Annotated in this window: 18 protein-coding genes; 14 read left to right on the top strand and 4 right to left on the bottom strand. The window is 59.5% G+C overall.

The window, feature by feature from the left end:
- Positions 1 to 24 precede the first annotated feature (24 nt).
- The 5 genes from bioB to J1W56_RS18225 are packed head-to-tail and all read left to right on the top strand — an operon-like array spanning position 25 to position 5,054.
- Positions 25 to 1,029, top strand: a complete 1,005-nt coding sequence (gene bioB / locus J1W56_RS18205) for a biotin synthase BioB (protein ID WP_223614713.1) — start codon at positions 25 to 27, stop codon at positions 1,027 to 1,029.
- The gene (locus J1W56_RS18210) at positions 1,026 to 2,171 is read left to right on the top strand and encodes an 8-amino-7-oxononanoate synthase (RefSeq protein WP_223614714.1); all 1,146 of its coding nucleotides are present in this window, start codon (positions 1,026 to 1,028) and stop codon (positions 2,169 to 2,171) included. The genes bioB and J1W56_RS18210 overlap by 4 nt, the downstream gene beginning before the upstream one ends.
- Positions 2,168 to 2,806, top strand: a complete 639-nt coding sequence (bioD, locus tag J1W56_RS18215) for a dethiobiotin synthase (RefSeq protein ID WP_223614715.1) — start codon at positions 2,168 to 2,170, stop codon at positions 2,804 to 2,806. Before J1W56_RS18210 ends, bioD begins: the two co-directional genes overlap by 4 nt.
- Entirely contained in the window at positions 2,803 to 4,083 is a 1,281-nt protein-coding gene (locus J1W56_RS18220) for an adenosylmethionine--8-amino-7-oxononanoate transaminase (RefSeq protein ID WP_223614716.1), read from the top strand. Before bioD ends, J1W56_RS18220 begins: the two co-directional genes overlap by 4 nt.
- Complete coding sequence (locus J1W56_RS18225) at positions 4,080 to 5,054, top strand: beta-ketoacyl-ACP synthase III (protein WP_223614717.1); 975 nt, start codon at positions 4,080 to 4,082, stop codon at positions 5,052 to 5,054. The genes J1W56_RS18220 and J1W56_RS18225 overlap by 4 nt, the downstream gene beginning before the upstream one ends.
- Positions 5,055 to 5,086: 32 nt before the next feature.
- Here J1W56_RS18225 and J1W56_RS18230 read toward each other — a convergent pair whose 3' ends face one another.
- A complete protein-coding gene (locus J1W56_RS18230; protein ID WP_223614718.1) occupies positions 5,087 to 5,746 on the bottom strand; it encodes a TetR/AcrR family transcriptional regulator in 660 nt (219 codons plus the stop codon).
- 103 nt (positions 5,747 to 5,849) lie between these two features.
- Between J1W56_RS18230 and J1W56_RS18235 the strand changes: the two genes are divergently transcribed.
- The 3 genes from J1W56_RS18235 to J1W56_RS18245 are packed head-to-tail and all read left to right on the top strand — an operon-like array spanning position 5,850 to position 11,163.
- Positions 5,850 to 6,995, top strand: coding sequence for an efflux RND transporter periplasmic adaptor subunit (locus tag J1W56_RS18235; protein WP_223614719.1), 1,146 nt, complete (start codon positions 5,850 to 5,852; stop codon positions 6,993 to 6,995).
- Entirely contained in the window at positions 6,992 to 8,077 is a 1,086-nt protein-coding gene (locus tag J1W56_RS18240; protein ID WP_223614720.1) for an efflux RND transporter periplasmic adaptor subunit, read from the top strand. Before J1W56_RS18235 ends, J1W56_RS18240 begins: the two co-directional genes overlap by 4 nt.
- Positions 8,074 to 11,163 (top strand): efflux RND transporter permease subunit, encoded by a 3,090-nt coding sequence (locus J1W56_RS18245; protein WP_223614721.1) that lies wholly within the window; start codon positions 8,074 to 8,076, stop codon positions 11,161 to 11,163. The genes J1W56_RS18240 and J1W56_RS18245 overlap by 4 nt, the downstream gene beginning before the upstream one ends.
- An 82-nt stretch (positions 11,164 to 11,245) precedes the next feature.
- Here J1W56_RS18245 and J1W56_RS18250 read toward each other — a convergent pair whose 3' ends face one another.
- The 3 genes from J1W56_RS18250 to J1W56_RS18260 form a co-directional block, all read right to left on the bottom strand.
- Positions 11,246 to 12,334 carry a porin gene (locus J1W56_RS18250; protein WP_223614722.1) on the bottom strand — a complete coding sequence of 363 codons (1,089 nt, stop codon included), beginning with the start codon at positions 12,332 to 12,334 and terminating at the stop codon, positions 11,246 to 11,248.
- Positions 12,335 to 12,926: 592 nt separating this feature from the next.
- Entirely contained in the window at positions 12,927 to 13,859 is a 933-nt protein-coding gene (locus J1W56_RS18255; RefSeq protein WP_223614723.1) for a helix-turn-helix domain-containing protein, read from the bottom strand.
- 298 nt (positions 13,860 to 14,157) lie between these two features.
- Positions 14,158 to 14,715 carry a TetR/AcrR family transcriptional regulator gene (locus J1W56_RS18260; RefSeq protein ID WP_223614724.1) on the bottom strand — a complete coding sequence of 186 codons (558 nt, stop codon included), beginning with the start codon at positions 14,713 to 14,715 and terminating at the stop codon, positions 14,158 to 14,160.
- Between the two features lie 238 nt (positions 14,716 to 14,953).
- Here J1W56_RS18260 and J1W56_RS18265 point away from each other — a divergent pair, with 238 nt between their 5' ends.
- From J1W56_RS18265 to J1W56_RS18290, 6 genes are all read left to right on the top strand, one after another.
- Positions 14,954 to 15,208, top strand: a complete 255-nt coding sequence (locus J1W56_RS18265; RefSeq protein WP_223614725.1) for a hypothetical protein — start codon at positions 14,954 to 14,956, stop codon at positions 15,206 to 15,208.
- 364 nt (positions 15,209 to 15,572) lie between these two features.
- Positions 15,573 to 16,619, top strand: coding sequence for a glutamine synthetase beta-grasp domain-containing protein (locus J1W56_RS18270; RefSeq protein ID WP_223614726.1), 1,047 nt, complete (start codon positions 15,573 to 15,575; stop codon positions 16,617 to 16,619).
- Positions 16,620 to 17,033: 414 nt separating this feature from the next.
- A complete protein-coding gene (locus J1W56_RS18275) occupies positions 17,034 to 17,732 on the top strand; it encodes a hypothetical protein (protein WP_223614727.1) in 699 nt (232 codons plus the stop codon).
- A gap of 167 nt (positions 17,733 to 17,899) precedes the next feature.
- Positions 17,900 to 18,325, top strand: a complete 426-nt coding sequence (locus tag J1W56_RS18280; RefSeq protein ID WP_223614728.1) for a hypothetical protein — start codon at positions 17,900 to 17,902, stop codon at positions 18,323 to 18,325.
- Positions 18,326 to 18,420: 95 nt separating this feature from the next.
- Positions 18,421 to 18,792 carry a YbaN family protein gene (locus tag J1W56_RS18285; protein ID WP_223614729.1) on the top strand — a complete coding sequence of 124 codons (372 nt, stop codon included), beginning with the start codon at positions 18,421 to 18,423 and terminating at the stop codon, positions 18,790 to 18,792.
- A gap of 252 nt (positions 18,793 to 19,044) precedes the next feature.
- Complete coding sequence (locus J1W56_RS18290) at positions 19,045 to 19,524, top strand: GNAT family N-acetyltransferase (protein WP_223614730.1); 480 nt, start codon at positions 19,045 to 19,047, stop codon at positions 19,522 to 19,524.
- Positions 19,525 to 19,550: the final 26 nt, after the last annotated feature.

Genomic DNA, 19,550 nt, shown 5'->3' on the forward strand with positions numbered 1-19,550 from the left:
CAGAACATACGAGGCCGCACGCAAATGTTGAAAGTTTCCCCGCAGAAGCCAGAAGATTTTACGTCCGCTAACGATGTGGAGGAGCGATGGAGCGTTGATGAAGCCAAAAAAATCTATAATTTGCCATTCAATGATCTGCTGTTTGAAGCGCAGACGGTGCACAGGCGGTGCTTCGATCCCAATGCCGTCCAGCTGAGCAAGCTGCTGTCGATCAAAACCGGCGGATGTCCTGAAGATTGCGGCTATTGCAGCCAGTCGGCGCATTACCCCACCGGGCTCAGGGCCTCAAAGCTCCTGCAGGTCGAAAAGGTCGTCGCGGAAGCGCGCAAGGCGCGTGACAGCGGCGCAACGCGATATTGCATGGGCGCGGCGTGGCGAGGCCCCAAGGACCGCGACATCGGCATGGTCGTTGCCATGGTCGAAGGTGTCCGCGCACTTGGCATGGAAACCTGCATGACACTGGGCATGCTCTCGCCGGAACAGGCAGCAAGGCTCGCCGACGCCGGTCTCGACTATTACAATCACAACATCGATACGTCGGAGCGTTTCTACAGCGCGATCATCAGCACCCGCAGCTTCGCCGATCGTCTCGAAACGCTGGCGCATGTGCGCGATGCCGGGATCAAGGTTTGCTCGGGCGGCATCCTTGGCATGGGCGAGACGGTGGATGACCATATCGCCATGCTGGTTACACTGGCAAACCTGCCCGTGCCGCCCGAGAGCGTGCCGATCAACATGCTGATCCCCATTCCAGGATCGAAGCTCGCCGATGCTGCCCCGGTGGATCCCATCGAATTTGTCCGCGCCATTGCCCTTGCCCGCATCCTGATGCCCGAAACCCATGTTCGTCTCTCCGCCGGTCGCTCGGACATGAGCGACGAGATGCAGGCCTTGTGTTTCCTCGCCGGCGCCAATTCGATCTTTGTCGGCGATACGTTGCTCACCACCGAAAACCCCGGCGAGGACCAGGACGCGGCCTTGTTCCGCCGGTTGGGGCTGAAGGCCATGCCGCTGGGTGCGTCGGAGTGATGTCCGGCTTTCTCGCCGGTTACGGCAGAACCTTGGCCGGGCTGGAACGGAGGGAAAGGCGACGTTCCCTCATTCCGAATGGCGGGATCGATTTTACCTCCAACGACTATCTCGGCTTTGCCCATTCGCAGCGCATCAGAAGCGCCATCGCCGCCGCGATGGAGCGCGGCGTCCCGGCCGGATCGGGCGGCTCGCGTCTCTTGCGCGGAAATCATGCGGAACATGTATTGCTGGAAGAAGAAGCGGCGGCCTTTTTCGGCTCACAGCGGATGCTGTACTTCTCGACCGGTTACGCGGCCAACGCCGCGCTGTTTTCAACTTTGCCGCAGCGCGGCGATCTCATCGTCCACGATGCGCTCATCCATGCAAGCGCGCATGAAGGCATTGCCGCGAGCCGGGCGCAGGCGGTGGTGGCACGGCACAATGATGTCGGCAGCTTCGAAAATGAATTGGCCAAGTGGCGCAAGGCGGGCGGCAGCGGCCATGCCTGGATCGCAGTGGAAAGCCTCTACTCCATGGATGGGGACTGCGCGCCGCTTGCTGAACTTGCGGCGCTCGCGGACCGCTATGACAGCTTTCTTGTCATCGATGAAGCGCACGCCACCGGCGTGTTCGGCGACAATGGCCGTGGTCTCGCGACCGGGCTGGAACGGCGCGACAATGTTGTCCTCCTGCACACGTGCGGCAAGGCGCTGGGCGTGTCCGGTGCGCTCCTGGGGGCAAATGCGGTCGTCTGCGATTACCTCGTGAACCGCGCCCGTTCCTTCATCTATTCCACCGCCCCGTCCCCGCTCATGGCTGCAGGGGTGCGCGAGGCGCTGAAAATGCTTGCCGAGGAACCCCGACGCCGGCTGGACCTGCAGCGCCTTTCGACATTTGCCCGGTCATATCTGGCAGAAACAATCGGCATGGGCGGCAGCAGCTCGCACATACTGCCCATCATGATTGGCGGCACGATCCGTGCATTGCGTATCGCCGAACGCATGCGCGCGGAAGGGTTCGACATCCGTGCGATCCGCCCGCCGACGGTACCCGAAGGCACCGCGCGATTGAGGATTGCGATCACATTGAATGTCGATGAGACAGCGATTTCCCGGATGCTGGATTGTCTGAAAATAGCCCTTGCCGAGGAGGCCGCATGACGCAGCGTTTTGTCGTGACAGGAACAGATACCAATATCGGCAAGACGGTCTTTTCCGCCGCATTGGCCGGTGCACTTGGTGCTTCTTACTGGAAACCGGTTCAGGCCGGTCTTGAGGGGGAAACGGACAGCGAGGCTGTCATGCGTCTCGGCGGGATACCGGTCGGAAGGATCATTCCCGAGGCATGGCGCCTGCGCACGCCTGCCTCTCCGCATCGCGCGGCCCGGCTGGATAATGTCGAGATACAAACGGAATTGCTGGTCCCGCCCTCGATCGAGGCGCCGCTGATCATCGAGGGTGCCGGCGGTGTCATGGTTCCCCTGACGGAAACCGTGGTGTTTGCCGATGTCTTCTCCCGCTGGCGGATACCGGTCATTCTGTGCGCCCGCACCGGACTTGGAACGATCAACCATACCTTGCTGTCGCTGGAGGCCTTGCGGCAGCGCTCGGTGCCGGTTTTCGGTGTCGTCTTTATTGGCGATGAAGTTGCGGATACCCAGCATATCATCGGCGAGCTGGGACAGGTTCGTTGTCTCGGACGGCTGCCACTGCTTGAAGCCGTGACACCCGAAGCGCTGCGTCAAGCCTTTCGCGATCATTTCGACGTGGCGCATTTCCGGACGGCAGCCGCATGACTAGCGCCCTCATATCCTCGCCGGTCTGGCATCCATTCACCCAGCACGCGCTTGAACCCGCGATGAAACGCATTGTCAGAACGGAGGGAGCCTGGCTGTTTGACGCGCAAGGCAATGCCATCCTTGATGCGATTTCCTCCTGGTGGGTCATCACGCACGGGCATCGGCACCCACTGATCATGGAGGCGATCCGCACCGCCTGCGACAGTTACGACCAGATCATCTTTGCCGAATTCACCCATGAGCCGGCGGAAAAGCTGGCGCGCGGCCTGCTGGCCGTCGCACCTGCGGGCCTCGCCCACGTGTTCTATTCGGACAGCGGGTCAACCTGCGTGGAAGTGGCGCTGAAGATGGCGCTCGGCTTCTTCCATAATACCGGCGCACCACGCTCGCGCATTGTCGTCATGGAGGACGGTTATCACGGCGACACGATTGGAACCATGTCGGCGGGGGAGCGCGGCGTCTTCAACGCGGCCTACCAGTCCCTGTTGTTCAGCGTCGACCGTTTGCCGTTTCCCTCGCCCGGCCACGAACAGGCCACGCTCGATGAATTTGAAAGGCTGTGCCGGAGCGGTCAGGCCGCGGCATTGCTGGTCGAGCCTTTGGTGCTCGGGGCAGGGGGCATGCGGATGTACCCGGCTTTTGTGCTGGCCGAACTGAAGCGGATTGCCGCTCGGCATGGCACGTTGCTCATCGCCGACGAGGTGATGACGGGCTGGGGGCGTACGGGAACGCTCTTTGCCTGCACTCAGGCTGGCATCGCGCCGGACATATTGTGCACGTCAAAGGGCTTGACGGGCGGTGCCTTGCCGCTGGCCGCCACGCTGTGCACAGCGCCGGTTTTTGATGCGCATCTGTCGACAGACCGCAGCCGGATGTTCTTTCATTCGAGTTCCTACACCGCAAACCCGATTGCCTGCGCAGCAGCCCTCGCAAACCTTGCCGTGTGGGAAAACGAGCCCGTCGAGGCGCGTATTCAATCGCTGGCAGCCATGCATCGCCGGAAACTCAAACGGTTCGCCGCAGATGGCCGATTCAGCAATGTGCGGCAGGCGGGTACGATTGCAGCGCTTGATCTGGATGTTCCGGCATCGGGTTATCTCTCGGATGCCGGACCAAAACTGCGGGCGTTCTTCCGATCCCGAAACCTGCTGATCCGCCCGCTTGGCAACATCATCTATCTGATGCCGCCCTATGGCGTGGAGGAGGGCGATCTTGATCGTGCCTATGACGCGATTGACGAGGCCGCGGATCTGTTTGCGGCAGGCAGGCGATGAGCCGTATCATTGGTTTGGGTCACTACGTTCCGGAGCGCTGCGTGGAAAACGCGGAGATAGAGGTCAACCTTGGGCTCGAGCCCGGCTGGATCGAGCGAAGAACGGGTATTCGTACCCGGTATTGGGCAAGGGATGGCGAGCTGCTCACCGACCTCGCCGCAAAGGCCGGACAGTCGGCACTTGATGACGCCGGGCTGCAATCGGCCGATATCGCCTTGACGCTGCTGGCCACGTCAACGCCCGACCATCTGCTGCCACCGTCGGCGCCGCTGCTTGCGCATCGGCTCAAGCTCGTCAATTCGGGTGCCCTGGATCTTGCCGGAGCCTGCTCGGGTTTCCTCTATGCGCTGACGTTGGCAGACGGTTTCGTCCGCACGCAGAAGCGGCCGGTTCTCGTGGTTGCCGCCAACATTCTGAGCCGCCGTATCAACCCGGCGGAACGGGCCAGTGCCGTCCTCTTTGCCGACGCGGCAGGTGCTGTCGTTCTGGCGCCATCGGCAGCGCCGGGCACGGGCCTGCTCGGTGTGGATTTGGCCGCCGATGGCAGCCATTATGATTTGATCTCCATTCCCGCCGGCGGTTCGAAGACGCCTTTTTCGCCGGACATGGCTGCGGCGGACTGCCTGATGACCATGCGCAACGGCAAGGAAATGTTTGCGCAGGCCGTGCACATGATGACGCGCTGCGCCGAACGGGCAATGGCGGATGCGCGTATTGGCCCGCAGGACGTCAGCCGGTTCGTGCCGCACCAGGCCAATGCGCGTATTTTTGATCTCGTCAGCGACAATCTTGGCATTGACGCCGTGCGGACGGTCCGCACCATAGCGGCCTATGGCAATTCCTCGGCAGCCACCATTCCGCTGTCCCTATCGCTGGCGCAGCGTGACCGGCGATTCATGCCGGGTGAACGGCTGTTGCTGACGGCTGCCGGTGCGGGTCTGACCGGTGGCGCCGTTGTCTGGGGCATCTAGACAGGTGTCCGAATGAGCCGCCATGGGCGGCACTATTTCTGAATGTTGCGCATGATCATGTCGTAATGCGCGTTCACATAGTCGCCGAGTTGCGGCAGGTTGGTCTGGCAGTCCAGGAGTTTGTCGATCGTCAATGTCAGTGCCGGGCTGAGCAGGATATGGCTGCTCTCGCTGGTCGCGGCTCCCGGCCGGAAAACACCTTCACGGACGCCCTTTTCAATGAGGTTCTGAAACATGGTCAGCATGGGCAGGACAAACTCATTGTAATGAGCCATTGTCAGCTCGGGAAAGCTCCGGCCGTCGGAAATCAGAAAACGCAGGATTTCCCGCGAGTAGGGATTGACGGTCATGTGCTCGTAAACCGTATCGAGGAAAAGCCGGATGAGCTCATGCGGCGGGCGGTTCTGATGCTCGCTCAGGAACTGTTCTTCGTTGAAAATCGGTTGCGAAAGCTTGCGCACGACATCGTGAAACAACTCTTCCTTGTTCTGGAAATACAGATAGATCGTGCCTTTGGTAACGCCTGCCCGCCTGGCCACATCCTCGATGCGCGTGGCGGTATAGCCGCGCTCGACGAACTCGTCGAAAGCCGCATGCAGAATCTCCTGCGGGCGCTGTGCCTTGCGGCGCGCCCGCACGCCGGGGGTGGTGTCCGGCCCGGTTGTGCTTGACGCATTTTTTATTTCGGCCATGATTTCATCCAATGGAGCCTTGAAGTCGACTTGGACAACATTATACATTGACTGAACGATCAGTCAATAATATACCCGCCACACCTTTTCATGGATTGGTTGAATGATGCGGCCTGACTTTTTCTCCTCCGGATTTGTGGTTGAGCGCCAGCGGCAACGGTATGATGTGTCTGCCGTGCCCAGGCTGCTGGTGATGATTTTGGGGCTTGCCCTGCTGGCCGGTTGCCAGCCGAAAAAAGCGGCCGAACAGAAGCCGCCGGCCCAGGTGAATGTCGCCAAGATCGTGTTCACGGATTATGCGCAGAGTGTTTCGGTAACCGGTGAAATACGGGCGAAGATCGACAGCAATCTTTCGTTCCGGGTGAGCGGGAAGGTGACCGAACGGCTTGTGGATGTGGGTGACCATGTCGCCGCCGGCGACGTGCTGGCGCGTATCGACCCGACCCAGCAGCAGGCCGACGTTGCTGCGTCCGATGCGGCGGTCCGTTCCGCCGAGGCGCAGTTGCGTCAGACCACATCGGCATTCGACCGGCAAAAGGCACTGCTCGCACAGGGTTTCACCACGAGGAGCGCCTATGACAGTGCCGAGGAAGCCCAGCGCACGGCACAGGGCTCGCTCGATGCAGCCAGGGCGCAACTGCAGACGTCGCGCGAAACCCTGTCCTATACCGAGTTGAAAGCCGACGCTTCCGGCGTGGTTACCGCGCGCAACATCGAGGTGGGGCAGGTGACGCAGATTGCATCGACTGCGTTCACGGTGGCGGTGGATGGTCCGCGCGACGCGATTTTCAATGTCTATGAGGGACTGGTCACGCGCAGCATCGGCGATCAGCAGATCCAGATTATTCTGTTCGACAACCCCGCCATAACGGCCACAGGCATTATCCGCGAGGTCTCTCCGACGGTGGACGATGCCTCCGGCACCGTGCGGGTCAAGGTCGCGGTGCAAAACCCGACGCCTCAGATGGCTCTTGGTTCCGTGGTGATCGGAACGGTCAAATTGCCGGCCGTCAAGGCGGCTGTTCTGCCATCGTCGGTCTTGACCTCGGACAATGGCAAGCCGGCCGTTTGGGTCGTCGATCCGCAAACAAACGTCGTCGACCTGCGCGACGTGACCGTGACGGCGTACGAGTCGCTGTCTGTCGCGATTGGCGGCGGATTGCAGGCAGGCGAACAGGTGGTGACGACAGGCGGAACCAGGTTGCGGCCAACCGAGATTGTAGCAATCAAGAGTGGTGATCCGTCATGAGGCGTGTTCTCGTTTACGGCGCAAGCCTTGTCTGTCTGGGTGTGGCTCTCAGTGCCTGCCAGAAGGAAGGCGAGGCCAAGCAGCCTGATGTCGTGCGTCCGGTTCTGTCGGTCGTGGTTAAATCGCAAACCCTACAGGTCCGGGGATTTGCCGGCAAGATAGAACCGCGTTTTGAAACCCAGCTCGGCTTCCGCACCCTCGGGCGCATCGTGCGCCGTGATGTGTCCGTCGGAGACCAGGTTTCGAACGGGCAGGAGATCGCGGCAATCGATCCGCTCGCGCTGGAACTCGCGGTGCAGGCAGCGCAGGCGAACTTGTCGTCCACCAAGGCCCAGCTTGCCAACGCCGCGTCGACGGCCGACCGGCAGAAGGCGCTCCTCAGCCAGAATTCGGCGACGGAAGCTGTCGTCGATCAGGCGCAGCAGGCCTATGAAGCCGCCGTCGCCTCGGTTGTACGGTCGGAAGCTGACCTGACGAAGGCGCGCGAAGAACTCGGCTATGCGGTGCTGCGGTCCGATTTCGACGGCGTGGTGACGTCCCTGCAGGCGGATGTCGGGCAGACCGTGACCGCCGGCCAGCTGGTGGCCGTCGTTGCACGCCCGGATGTCCGTGAGGCGGTGGTCGATATTCCCGAAACGGTGGCCGGCGCGATCGAGGCGGGAAGCAGGTTCGGTGTCTCCCTGCAGACCGATCCGACAATACAGACGGCAGGTGTTGTCAGGGAAATCGCACCGCAGGCGGATGAAGCCACGCGCACGCGCCGAACCCGCATCACGCTGCAGCAGCCGCCGGAAGGGTTCCGTTTGGGGACCACGGTGACGGCTTATCTCACCACCGCAGCGGATCCGCGCATCCGCATTCCGGCAACGGCAATCCTCGACAAGGATGGCAAGACGTTCGTGTGGCTGATCGATGAAAAGCAGGCGGCGGTTTCGGCCAGGGAAGTCAAACTGGAAGACCGCACCAATGCGGACGCCATTGTCGTGTCCGGACTGACCGACGGTGACCGGATCGCCACAGCCGGGGCGCATAGCCTGGTCGAAGGCCAGAAAATCAAGATGACTGACGGGAATCCGCTATGAAGAAGTTCAACCTCTCGGAATGGGCGCTCGATCACCGGTCTCTCGTCTGGTATTTCATGATCGTTTTCACAATTGCCGGGATTTTCTCCTATCTCAATCTCGGCCGCGAGGAAGACCCGAACTTTACCATCAAGACCATGGTGATCTCGGCCCAATGGCCGGGAGCGTCGGTCGAGGACACGACGACACAGGTCACCGAGCGGATTGAAAAGAAGCTCGAGGAACTCGATACGCTGGACTATACCCGCAGTGTCAGTTCGCCGGGATCGACGACGATTTTCCTCAACCTCAAGGATACGGTGCGCGGCGATGCCGTCACGCAAACCTGGATCCGCGTCCGCAACATGATCCGCGATATTTCCCCGCAGTTTCCGCAAGGGGTCGTCGGGCCGTTCTTCAATGACCAGTTCGGCGATGTCTATGGCAATGTCTACGGCTTTACCTCCGACGGGCTGAGCCGGCGGCAACTGCGCGATTACGTCGAAGACGTCAGGCGGAAAATCCTGACGGTTCCCGATGTCGGCAAGGTCGAGCTCGTGGGTGCGCAGGACGAGGCGATCTATCTGGAGTTCTCGCCCAAGCAGGTCGCGGCCCTCGGGCTGGACCAGCAGGCCATCATCAGCACCCTGCAGGCGCAGAATGCGATCACCCCGTCGGGCGTCATCGAAACCGGTCCTGAACGGGTGATGATCCGGGTGAACGGCCAGTTCGTGTCGGAGAAGAGCCTCCAGGCCATCAATCTTCGCGTCAATGACCGCTTCTTCCGGTTGAGCGATGTCGCGCGGGTTACCCGCGGTTATATCGATCCGCCGACCAGCCTGTTCCGCGTGAACGGCAAGGAGGCCATCGGTCTTGCCATCGGCATGAAGCCGAACGGCAACCTCTTGAAGTTTGGCGAACACCTCAAGGCGCAGATGCAGCAGATCACGGCGGATCTGCCAGTGGGCGTTGGCGTCAATCTGGTTTCGGACCAGCCGCAAATCGTCGAGGAGGCGGTATCCGGCTTCACGCGCGCCCTGTTTGAGGCCGTCGCCATCGTGCTGGCGGTCAGCTTTGTCAGCCTGGGCATGCGTGCCGGTTTCGTGGTTGCACTGGCCATACCGCTTGTTCTGGCGATCACCTTCATGGTGATGGAATATATGGGCATCTCGCTCCAGCGTATTTCACTGGGTGCGCTGATCATCGCGCTGGGCTTGCTCGTCGATGACGCGATGATCGCCGTCGAGATGATGGTGGCGCGGCTTGAGGCAGGGGATAATCTGCGCAAGGCCGCCACCTATGTATATACACACACTGCCTTTCCGATGCTGACCGGAACGCTGGTGACGGTATCCGGCTTCATTCCCGTTGGCCTCAACAGCAGTGCGGCGGGTGAATTCACCTATACGCTGTTCGTCGTGATCGCCGTATCGCTGGTTGTTTCGTGGATCGTGGCGGTTATCTTCACGCCGCTGCTCGGCGTGACGCTGCTGCCGAAGACCATGAAGAACAAGCACGAGAACCCCGGCCGGTTTACCCTGTGGTTCCAGCGTATTCTCCTGCTCTGCATGCGGTTCCGCTGGGTGACCATTGCCGCGACCGTCGTGATTTTCGCGGTTTCCCTGTACGGAATGGGTCACGTCCAGCAGCAGTTCTTCCCCAACTCCGATCGTCATGAGCTGATTGTCGACTGGAACCTGCCGCAGAATGCCTCGATCCTGGAAACCAAGGCGCAGATGGACAAGTTCGAGGCGGAGCAATTGGCCGGCAACGCCGATATCGATCATTGGAGCTCCTATGTCGGGCAGGGCGCCATCCGCTTCCTCCTGTCATTCGATGTGCAGCCGTCAAATCCGTTCTTCGGGCAGACGGTGATCGTGACGAAGAGCCTGGAGGCACGCGACCGGCTGCGGACGACGTTGCAGGCATGGCTGAAGAACGAGTTCCCAAGCACCGACGCCTTTGTCCATCTGCTGGATATCGGACCGCCGGTCGGCCGTCCGGTCCAGTACCGGGTCAGCGGGCCGGATGTGCAGAAGGTGCGCGATTACGCCCATGATATGGCCAATCTGATTGCCGGCAATCCATCCATCGGCGACATCACCTTCGATTGGAACGAACCCTCCCGCGTCATCAAGGTCGACGTGCTGCAGGACAAGGCGCGTCAGCTCGGGATCACCTCGGAATCGATTGCCTCGTCGCTCAATGCCGTTGTCGGCGGTTCGACGATCACGCAGGTCAGGGATTCCATCTATCTGATCAATGTGGTTGTGCGCGCCCGCGCCGATGAACGCGGCTCGATCGACCAGCTTCGCAACATCCAGCTGACGACCAGCAACGGCCAGTCCGTGCCGGCTGCAGCTGTTGCGAACTTCCGCTACGAGCTGGAGCAGTCGGTGGTCTGGCGTCGCGCGCGCCAACCCACCATAACGCTCAAGGCCGGTATCGTCGGTGACCTTCAGCCCGCAACAGTGGTGACGCAACTGGCGCCCAAGGTTACCGAGTTCGCAGGCAAGCTGCCGCCGGGTTACGGTGTTGTCGTTGGCGGTGCGGTGGAAGAAAGCGGCAAGGCCCAGGCGCCCATCGCAGCCGTTGCTCCGCTCATGCTGTTTGCCATGGTGACCCTTTTGATGATCCAGCTGCAAAGCTTCCAGCGGCTGTTCCTGGTCTTTGCGGTTGCGCCGCTGGCCATCATCGGCGTCGTTGCCGCGTTGCTCTCCAGCAATTCTCCACTTGGCTTTGTGGCTTTGCTGGGCGTCCTGGCGTTGATCGGCATTCTGATCCGCAATTCCGTGATCCTTGTCGTCCAGATCGAGGATCTCAGGCGGGAAGGCAAGGATCCGTGGAGTGCTGTGGTCGAAGCGACGGAGCATCGCATGCGGCCGATCATGCTGACGGCAGCCGCGGCCAGCCTTGCGCTGATCCCGATTGCCCGGGAAATATTCTGGGGGCCGATGGCCTATGCCATGATGGGCGGCATTATCGTGGGTACGGTGCTGACGCTTCTGTTCCTGCCCGCACTCTACATCGCGTGGTTCCGCATCAAGGCGCCTGATAATACTGTTCCGCCCGCAGGGCATCAGGAACCGGCAAGCGTGAATGCATGATTGGTTGAGGCGGGCGGAGCCAGCTTTCCGCCCATAAAAAAACCGGGGCCTTGCGGCCCCGGACAATCAGCCTTTGCGATGACTAGAAATTGCGCTGGAAGCGGATGATACCACCGAAGGCATCGTCATTGCCGCCATGGGCAAGGGAGTAGTCCTTACGCGCGCCGTCAAACTTGGTGTAGTTGAGTTCCGGTGTGATCGTGAAGCCGGGAACAAGCTCGTAAGCCACGTTCAAAGCAGCAGCAATCGTGCCCTGTTCTTCGTAAGCAACCTGCGCATTGACGGTTGCCTTGTCGGTAACCTTGGCAGCCAGGCCGCCCCAGATGGCGTAGTCGCCTTCCCACGTGCCGAACCAGTTGCGGTTGACATTGGTGTTGAAGGACTGGTCGTCATAGTTGGTCTGGTAGGCGCCCATCACCCAGGCGGAAACCGTGTCGGTGAACTTGACGTCCAGACGAGCCTTGAAGCCCCATTCTTCCACGGCAGAGTCGTAACCGGCGATACCGGAGATCGTTCCCCAGCCCTGTTCGTACTTGGCACCCACGAGGACGTGGGGCATGTAGTCATCGATGCGGTAATCGTAACCCTGATCCACTTCGCCCTGCTCGGCGGCGATGATCGCCGAGAAGCCATTTCCGGCGTTGTATGTGTAGCTTATCTGGTTGCTGGCAAAGCTGTTGTACTGGATCACGTCGTCATTGATGATGTTACCGGCATATCCGACCCACGAGCCGAAGATTTCGTCGGCCACGCCGACGCGGAAGCCGCCCAGTTCGATAAAGGCCTGCGGAATGGACGCGCCATCCTGATTGCCATCGGTATACTGGAAACGCGTCTGGATGTAGGAGCGCAATGTGCCAAGTTCGGTTTCCGTCCGGGCATCAAAACGCACCTCGGCACGGGCACGCTTGTAATAGGTGTCGTTCTGGCCGCCCATGTGTCCGCCCTTGTATGGGTCGTCACCGCCGCCGGCATCGTAGCGCATGTAACCGCCGATCTTCAGGCATGTCTCGGTGCCCGGGATATAGAAGAAGCCGGCACCATATGCGTCACACACTTTGACGTACTCGACGGCTTCTGGTTCAGCGACAACAACTGCATCTGCAGCGCGAGCTCCCGATACTGCAACAAGTGCAGCGGCAGAGCCGAGAAGAAGAGTTTTGATATTCATGTCGATCTCCAGTGAAGGATCATTGTTCTAGGGGCAAGCCAAATTCGCAGTGCCTCACTTATGTCTTACTTTGGTACCCTTTTGGTCAAAGGACATAACTGGTGGTATATTGCTACCAGACGCAATGTTGCTAATTTGCACCAGTCGCCCAGAAGCAAAATGTCGTCATGGCGTGTCGGTCCTGTCTTTCCGCTGCACAAAACGCCCAGCCGGCTTACTGTTTTTCGATGCAAATCAAATCTTTGTAAGGTCCGCATCCTGCTATAGGTCACCGACGAATCCCGTTCACGAAAACCGCAATTTTCCGCAAATGTCGCGGGAAAGCCGCGTCCGGCGCAATTTGGCTGCGCAAAGTTGGTAGCAAAAAGCCACCAGTTTTATCCTTTGACTGCCTGGAAAATCGGATGCAACGTGAACTGGCAAATTCTCGTTCATGCGGCAAGACTGCGTTGAACAGGAAGGCAAATGAGTTCAATTGATCTCCAGTCAATGCTCAACGACCCTGCCTTTCCAAGGGGCAGGGTCATTTCTTTTGAGCATGATGGTCGAGATCGGGTGGCGCGGCGAGTGCGCTTTCCGCAAGCGAAGGTCTTCAGGCGTTGCGATCTATGGGCAACAGATCGTAATCCCCGTTGGCAAGATGAATGTCGAATTGGGCGCGGGCTATATGGGCGGCGACCATGTTTTCGAAAACGTCATTGAGTGTCGGCAATATCTCGATCTGCCGGCCGCCGTCTTCCAGCAGACGCACCAGCCCTTCCGCTTCGGCCCGTTTCATAAGCCGGCGAATATGGGTGCGTGACACGCCGAAGAGATTGCCGATTTCATCATAGGGAAAGCTGACGATATTCTCCCGGTCTGCCGGTTGCTGTTCCTTCATTGTCATCAGCTTGCAGAGCAGGACTCCGCCGCCATCGCTGATGGCGAAGAGTTGGGAACTGTGCAGGTTGGAAATCATGGTGCTGACATTGAGCAGCGAATGCAGGCTGGAGGCGAAATAGCGTTCGAGGAAGCCGTCCGTACCGTCGATCAATTGCTTGTAATGTCTCGAAGGAAACAATTTGTCGGCCGCCGCGATGGCAACGCCGACAATCCTGCGCATGCCGGATATCAGCTTGTCAGTCGGCTGGATCAGATGGTTCCGGTGGTCGGTTTCGTCGAGCACGCGGCTGACAAGCCCGATATTCTCCAGAAGATCGATTGTCGCCGAGGTGGTGTTCTTGCTGCAGAGCTTCAGGCTCGACGTTATGTTCTGGATGCTGGAAATGGTTGCGCCGTGATGTCCATTGTCGCGGGTGAAATGCAGTGCGAGAATCGACATGCAGATGACTTGCCGGGCGACATTCGCCATGACCTTGTTGGCCATGTAGCGGCCTTCAAAAATTCCGACGGCGTCGTCCGCATAGTCCGCCGCTGCTTCGCTGAAATTGGGATGCTGACGCAGGATCGCGACGCGCTGCAGCAGCCACTCGGAACGTGTTTCATGACTTATGAAGGGAAGGGTTTCGGGCATCCGGTCGTTCATGAAGGCTATTCCCATTCGATTGCCACTCCGTCTGGATTTGCACCAGTGTCGTTTTGCCCTTTGCGGGCAGTTGGTTCGGCGGGTGTCGGGGAGCCCTGTCCTGATCACGCAATGTACATGGTCCTGCGATGAACGCTGATAACAAGTGCGTGAATCAAACGGCACGCCTTGCGTGTGGTCTGGCTTCCCCGGGTACAGAAATTGCCTCCACCCCCACGCAAGCGGTCTTGCCTGCTGCGCGACTGGTCTCGGCTGGATGGTCAGGTTTGGGACGGTAAAGACAGGGCGTCTCTAGCCGTCACTTGGCGGAATAGGCGGCAATCATGGCGTCGCACGCCCGCTTCAACTGTTGCTGAGGACCTTCCACGCCAGCACTTTGGCCGCACACGCGGGCCCCCTCGACAAGCAGCACAAGCGCATCCGCCAATTGTTCGGCCTGTGTGACCCCTGCCATGCGGCAAAGGTCGATCAGGCGCTGCTTGTGCACTTTCTTGGCATCGACGATCACTTTGAAAGCGGGGTGATTCGCTTCCTTGAGTTCAATGGCGGCATTGGCCAGGTCGCAGCCGCGCGGGTCACTGAACACGCATTCGGCGGCTTCATGAATCCAGCCGCGTATCTGCGCCAGCGGATCATCCGGAAAGGCCGTTTCCAGATCGCGCCAGATCTGTTCGCGCCGTGCGGAAACCTGTTTGAGGCACTCGCAGATCAGGTCGTCCTTCGATCCGAAGTGGCGATACAGCGTCATCTTGTTGGAATCGGCGGCCTCGGCAATCGCGTCGACACCAACGCCCTTGATGCCTTGCTGGCGAAACAGCTCGATGGCGCTGGCCACGATGCGGGCGCGCGGCGGCATTCGGCTGCCGTCGGATTCCCCTGATATAACAGTATCGTGAGGTTTCGAAATTTCCTGCGTAGGCGCGCTTGACATAGATGTTACCGTCCAGTAACTATGGGTTGTTACTTACCGGTAACACGCATTTGGTTCTCATGTCAATTTTTCAAATTGGTGTTCGGGCCGACGCCTTACAAAAGTACTGATTTACCATTCTATTCGTTATTGCGGCGCCGTTGCCGCGCAGAAGGAGAGCATCATGCCACAGACATATGCCGATCTTACCCTTGCTGAAGCTTTATCAGATCCCATGATCAACGCCGTCATGCGCGCTGACCATGTGACCCGCAGCGAGCTTGAACTCCTTATGAAATCTGTGGCGCGAAAAAATATTGAAGCTGTCGCATCCAATAATTGGCAGCGCCCGTTTACGGTGGATCAACCCGCAGTATCCAAGAGCCTGCTTGCCATGGGCGCGCGCGTTCGCTCGGCCTGCTGCGAAGGGTCCGTATAGCGTTCGGGTTGGAGTTCGGGCAGTCCACGGATTGCTAATGCAAATGATCGCCGGCAGTTCCCATGGGAGCTGCCGGTTTTGTTTTGCAGCAAGTGGTGCTGCACAGGATTTTCGCAGTTGCACAAAATATCGGCAGACAATGTGCAATTGTTGAGCGCGGCTGTCTGTCTTGGCGGCCCGGTTTTGTTTGCTGGCAAGCTGTCATTTGCTGTTTTTACGCCTCCGGGCGGGCCCGCAATTAAGCCTCCGTCGAAAGTGGCACGCAAATTGCTTTGGGTAGTGTATCCGCAGGTGATGGCGCACGATTGGGCGCAGCACCGGCAAAAAGGATCAGCACGCACAACTACCTATGAGAGAAGCCATAATGACAAAATACAAACTCGAATACATCTGGCTCGACGGTTACACGCCGGTCCCCAACCTTCGCGGCAAGACGCAGGTCAAGGAATTCGACGCTTTCCCCAAACTGGAACAGCTGCCTCTCTGGAACTTTGACGGAAGTTCGACGATGCAGGCCGAGGGCAGAAGTTCGGATTGCGTTTTGAAGCCGGTTGCCGTCTATCCGGACAGCGAGCGCAAGAATGGCGTTCTCGTGATGTGCGAAGTGATGATGCCCGATGGCAAGACACCACATCCTTCCAATACGCGTGCAAGCATCAATGACGATGAAGGCGCATGGTTCGGGTTCGAACAGGAATATTTCCTCTACAAGAACGGCCGCCCGCTCGGCTTCCCCGAGGCCGGCTTCCCTGCGCCCCAGGGCCCCTATTATACGGGCGTCGGCTACAGCAATGTCGGCGATGTCGCCCGCAAGATCGTCGAAGAACATCTCGATATCTGCCTTGCTGCCGGTCTGAACCACGAAGGCATCAATGCCGAAGTGGCCAAGGGACAGTGGGAATTCCAGATTTTCGGCAAGGGCTCCAAGAAGGCCGCGGACGAAATCTGGATGGCGCGCTATCTCCTGCAGCGTCTGTGCGAAAAGTACGGTATCGACGTCGAATACCATTGCAAGCCGCTGGGTGATACCGATTGGAATGGTTCCGGCATGCATGCCAACTTCTCGACGGACTATATGCGCGAAGTCGGCGGCAAGGATTATTTCGAACAGGTCATGGCTGCGTTCGAAGCCGCCTGCGATGAGCATATTGCCGTATACGGACCGGACAATCATCTGCGCCTGACCGGCAAGCACGAGACCCAGTCCATCCATCAGTTCAGCTATGGCGTCGCCGATCGCGGTGCGTCGATCCGCGTGCCGCACAGCTTTGTCGCCAATGGCTACCGGGGCTACCTCGAAGATCGCCGTCCGAATTCCCAGGGCGATCCCTACCAGATCGCGTCGCAGATTTTGCGCACGATCGCATCGGTTCCGGAACCGGTCGAAGACAGGCTCGCTGCCGTCGCTTAAGTTGTTCCGGCATGGCGCGGGTTTTCCCGCGCCATGCCGCCCTCCTCGGATGAGCGATGGAAATCGATCGAGATCCGAAGCCGGCTGCCGGCCTGTTCGCAGCCACCCCTTTGCCATACCTCCGGTAGAATATGAACTCACTTGCAATCAGTAAGTGAGAAGATCATGCTGTGTTTGCAATGCCATGGATCAATCATGCCGGGTCACGCTGATGCGCAATTCACCTGCAAATATTCCTGGAAGCGAGACATTTTCAGCCACAATCGACGTGCAGATTCCACTTGATGACTTCGAGTGGTGCGTTGAAAATGCGCTTCACTCCCCAGGGACGGGAGGCATCAAGGCATTGTTAAACCGGAACGCATGGTGCGTGCCCGGGGGAAACGCGAACCAGATCGCAAGGAACATGTGAAGATGAACCAGTTTCTGACACATACGCTCGCCGCATCGGTGATTGTCGGCGCCGGATTGACACTATTTGCCCTCCCTGCATCCGCAGCGAGCACCGCTGCCCAGTCTGTCACCAAAGAGTGCAGCACGAAGTACAATGCGGCCAAGCAGGCCGGTACGCTCAATGGCCAGAAATGGCCGCAGTTCCTGTCGACCTGCAGTGCGAGCCTGAAGACCGATGCTGCGGCACCGGCTCCTGCGGCCACGGCACCGGCGGTCAAGCAGGCTCAGGACGCCACCAAGCCGGCCAAAACGCCGGCAATGGCAGCAGCGCCGGCAGCAGCCGGAACCATGTCGGCCAAAGCGGTGACCAAGGAATGCAGCACCCAGTATCAGGCTGCCAAAACCGCCGGTACATTGAAGGATCAGAAGTGGCCGCAGTTCCTGTCGGCGTGCAGCGACAGTCTCAAGGCCGACAAATCCGATGCGGCAATGCCGCCGGAACCGGCCGCCGCGCCAGCCAAGGCGACCGCCGGCAAAGCGGGCGCAGCAACCGAAACCGCCGCCAACGGCAAACCTTTGTCTGCCGGTGAAATCGCATTCCGTTCCCGCATTCGCGAATGCGGCGATGAGTGGCAAAAGGCAAAGGCTGCCAACAAGGTTGCCGGCCAGACATGGCCGCAATACTGGAGTGCATGCAACACCCGCCTGAAGTCTGAATAGGAACAGCCTGCCATTCGGCAGGCCGCGATTGAATTCCAAGCACGCCCGGACGGCTCAATTGCCTGTCCGGGCGTTTCTGCTTGCAACGCCGTGGCTTTTCTGGCGTCATCCAACGCTCACAGAGGCGGTATAATATCCGGCTCTGCGCTCGCAAACAGGAGAATGCCATGCCGATCCAGGATCTGGTGAACACCATAGCCACCCAAGCCAATCTCGATCCGCAGGCAGCGGAAAAGGCGGCAGGAACCGTGTTGTCCGTGCTCCAGCATGAAGCTCCGGAACAGGCAGCCAGCCTTTTTGCCAAGATGCCGGGCGCCGCCCAGTTGGCGCAGAGTTTCGACGTCATGGCTGCCGGCAACCAGTCGGGCGGGCTCATCTCCAGCATAACCGGTTTTCTCAGCGGCGCTGCGGGTGAAAAAGTCGGCGCGCTGGTCAATGGCATGGCGGCGCTCAAGGCCAGCGGCTTGACGGTGGAGCAGATTCAGCAGGCGGGTACCGCCGTGATCGCCCATGCCAAGCAATCCGCCGATCCGCAGCTCGTCGATAAGATCGTTGCATCGGTTCCGGGCCTGAAGGGGCATTTTGGTCTTTGAAACAATAGGGTTGATGCGGTTGCCGGCTGACAACCGCATCGCCACGGGATAAACCGCTTCTCGTATCGCCAAGGGCTAGCGAAGGAGCGGGCAGGATGAACGGAACGCGACGCGCGTTTTATTTCGCGCTTGGCTGGGTGATGGTTGCGCTCGGCTTTATCGGCGCGCTCCTTCCGGTCATGCCCACCACCATTTTCCTGATCATCGCCGCCTGGTGTTTCGGCCGTTCTTCGCCGCGTTTCGAGAAATGGCTGCTGGAACACCCGGTCTTCGGCCCGACTCTGGTGCAGTGGCAGCGCCATGGCGCCATTCCGCTCCGGGTGAAATGGATTGCCTGCGGCGGCATGGCGTTCGGTTATGGCTCCTTCTGGTATTTTGCGCGGCCGACGCCGCTTCTCGGCGGTGTCGTCATGTTGTTCTTCATCGCCTGCGCCGTTTACGTCATTTCCCGCCCGACCGGTAAATGACGGGCGACCTCGTGCGAATCGAAACGCCCATTCAAGGCCATTGATGTCCCGTCGGTGATGCAGGGAGGTTCCGTCCAGCGGATAAGCGGGATCGCGCAAAACCGGAAGTCGCAGGAATCGGGTGGACAGCGGGGACGCGGGAGAGATGCCGCCCCGAAAAACAGTTGACAAGCGCGCGCAAAAAATCCAACTCTATTACATTAAAAGGGGATATATTCCATTACAATGGAATTATTTGGATGAGGAGCAGCGGTGTCTGATTTACTTGTAAGCTTGTACACCGACAAGCTGGCCGAACTGAAGACCAAGGCTGACGGCGTTGCTGTGACCATCCGTCCGGTGCTCGCGCCCGAGGCGCAACTGGTCACGGACTGGGTCCGCGAACATTTCAGTGCCAATTGGGCTAGCGAAGTCACGGTTGCCATCACCCGCCAGCCCTCGGCCTGTCTCATCGCCATCGAGGATGGCGCGCTTGCAGGATTTGTCTGCTACGACGCGATAGCGCGCGGCTTTTTCGGCCCGACGGGCGTCCATCCCGACAAGCAGGGGAAGGGCTTCGGCCTTGCCCTCTTTTCAGCCGCCTTGCAAACCATGAAAACGCTCGGCCATGCCTATGCGTTCATCGGTGATGCCGGTCCGGTGGACTTCTACGTGAAGGCCGCCGGCGCCACCGAAATCCCAGCCGAAAACAAAGGCATCTATCAGGGCATGTTGCGCGCCAAGCGAACCTGAAGCCTATCCCCAATCACAGTTCCCAT

Source organism: Phyllobacterium calauticae (genome assembly GCF_019991125.1).
Taxonomy (GTDB): Bacteria; Pseudomonadota; Alphaproteobacteria; order Rhizobiales; family Rhizobiaceae; genus Phyllobacterium; species Phyllobacterium calauticae.

Coding starts and splice junctions, on each gene's coding strand:
- J1W56_RS18240 (WP_223614720.1), top strand. CDS start 6,992: ATGAGGCGTGTTCTCGTTTACGGCGCAAGCCTTGTCTGTCTGGGTGTG.
- J1W56_RS18260 (WP_223614724.1), bottom strand. CDS start 14,715: ATGCCGCCGCGCGCCCGCATCGTGGCCAGCGCCATCGAGCTGTTTCGC.
- J1W56_RS18265 (WP_223614725.1), top strand. CDS start 14,954: ATGCCACAGACATATGCCGATCTTACCCTTGCTGAAGCTTTATCAGAT.
- J1W56_RS18250 (WP_223614722.1), bottom strand. CDS start 12,334: ATGAATATCAAAACTCTTCTTCTCGGCTCTGCCGCTGCACTTGTTGCA.
- J1W56_RS18245 (WP_223614721.1), top strand. CDS start 8,074: ATGAAGAAGTTCAACCTCTCGGAATGGGCGCTCGATCACCGGTCTCTC.
- bioD (WP_223614715.1), top strand. CDS start 2,168: ATGACGCAGCGTTTTGTCGTGACAGGAACAGATACCAATATCGGCAAG.
- J1W56_RS18280 (WP_223614728.1), top strand. CDS start 17,900: ATGCCGATCCAGGATCTGGTGAACACCATAGCCACCCAAGCCAATCTC.
- J1W56_RS18225 (WP_223614717.1), top strand. CDS start 4,080: ATGAGCCGTATCATTGGTTTGGGTCACTACGTTCCGGAGCGCTGCGTG.
- J1W56_RS18285 (WP_223614729.1), top strand. CDS start 18,421: ATGAACGGAACGCGACGCGCGTTTTATTTCGCGCTTGGCTGGGTGATG.
- J1W56_RS18270 (WP_223614726.1), top strand. CDS start 15,573: ATGACAAAATACAAACTCGAATACATCTGGCTCGACGGTTACACGCCG.
- J1W56_RS18235 (WP_223614719.1), top strand. CDS start 5,850: ATGATGCGGCCTGACTTTTTCTCCTCCGGATTTGTGGTTGAGCGCCAG.
- J1W56_RS18255 (WP_223614723.1), bottom strand. CDS start 13,859: ATGAACGACCGGATGCCCGAAACCCTTCCCTTCATAAGTCATGAAACA.
- J1W56_RS18220 (WP_223614716.1), top strand. CDS start 2,803: ATGACTAGCGCCCTCATATCCTCGCCGGTCTGGCATCCATTCACCCAG.
- J1W56_RS18275 (WP_223614727.1), top strand. CDS start 17,034: ATGAACCAGTTTCTGACACATACGCTCGCCGCATCGGTGATTGTCGGC.
- bioB (WP_223614713.1), top strand. CDS start 25: ATGTTGAAAGTTTCCCCGCAGAAGCCAGAAGATTTTACGTCCGCTAAC.
- J1W56_RS18230 (WP_223614718.1), bottom strand. CDS start 5,746: ATGGCCGAAATAAAAAATGCGTCAAGCACAACCGGGCCGGACACCACC.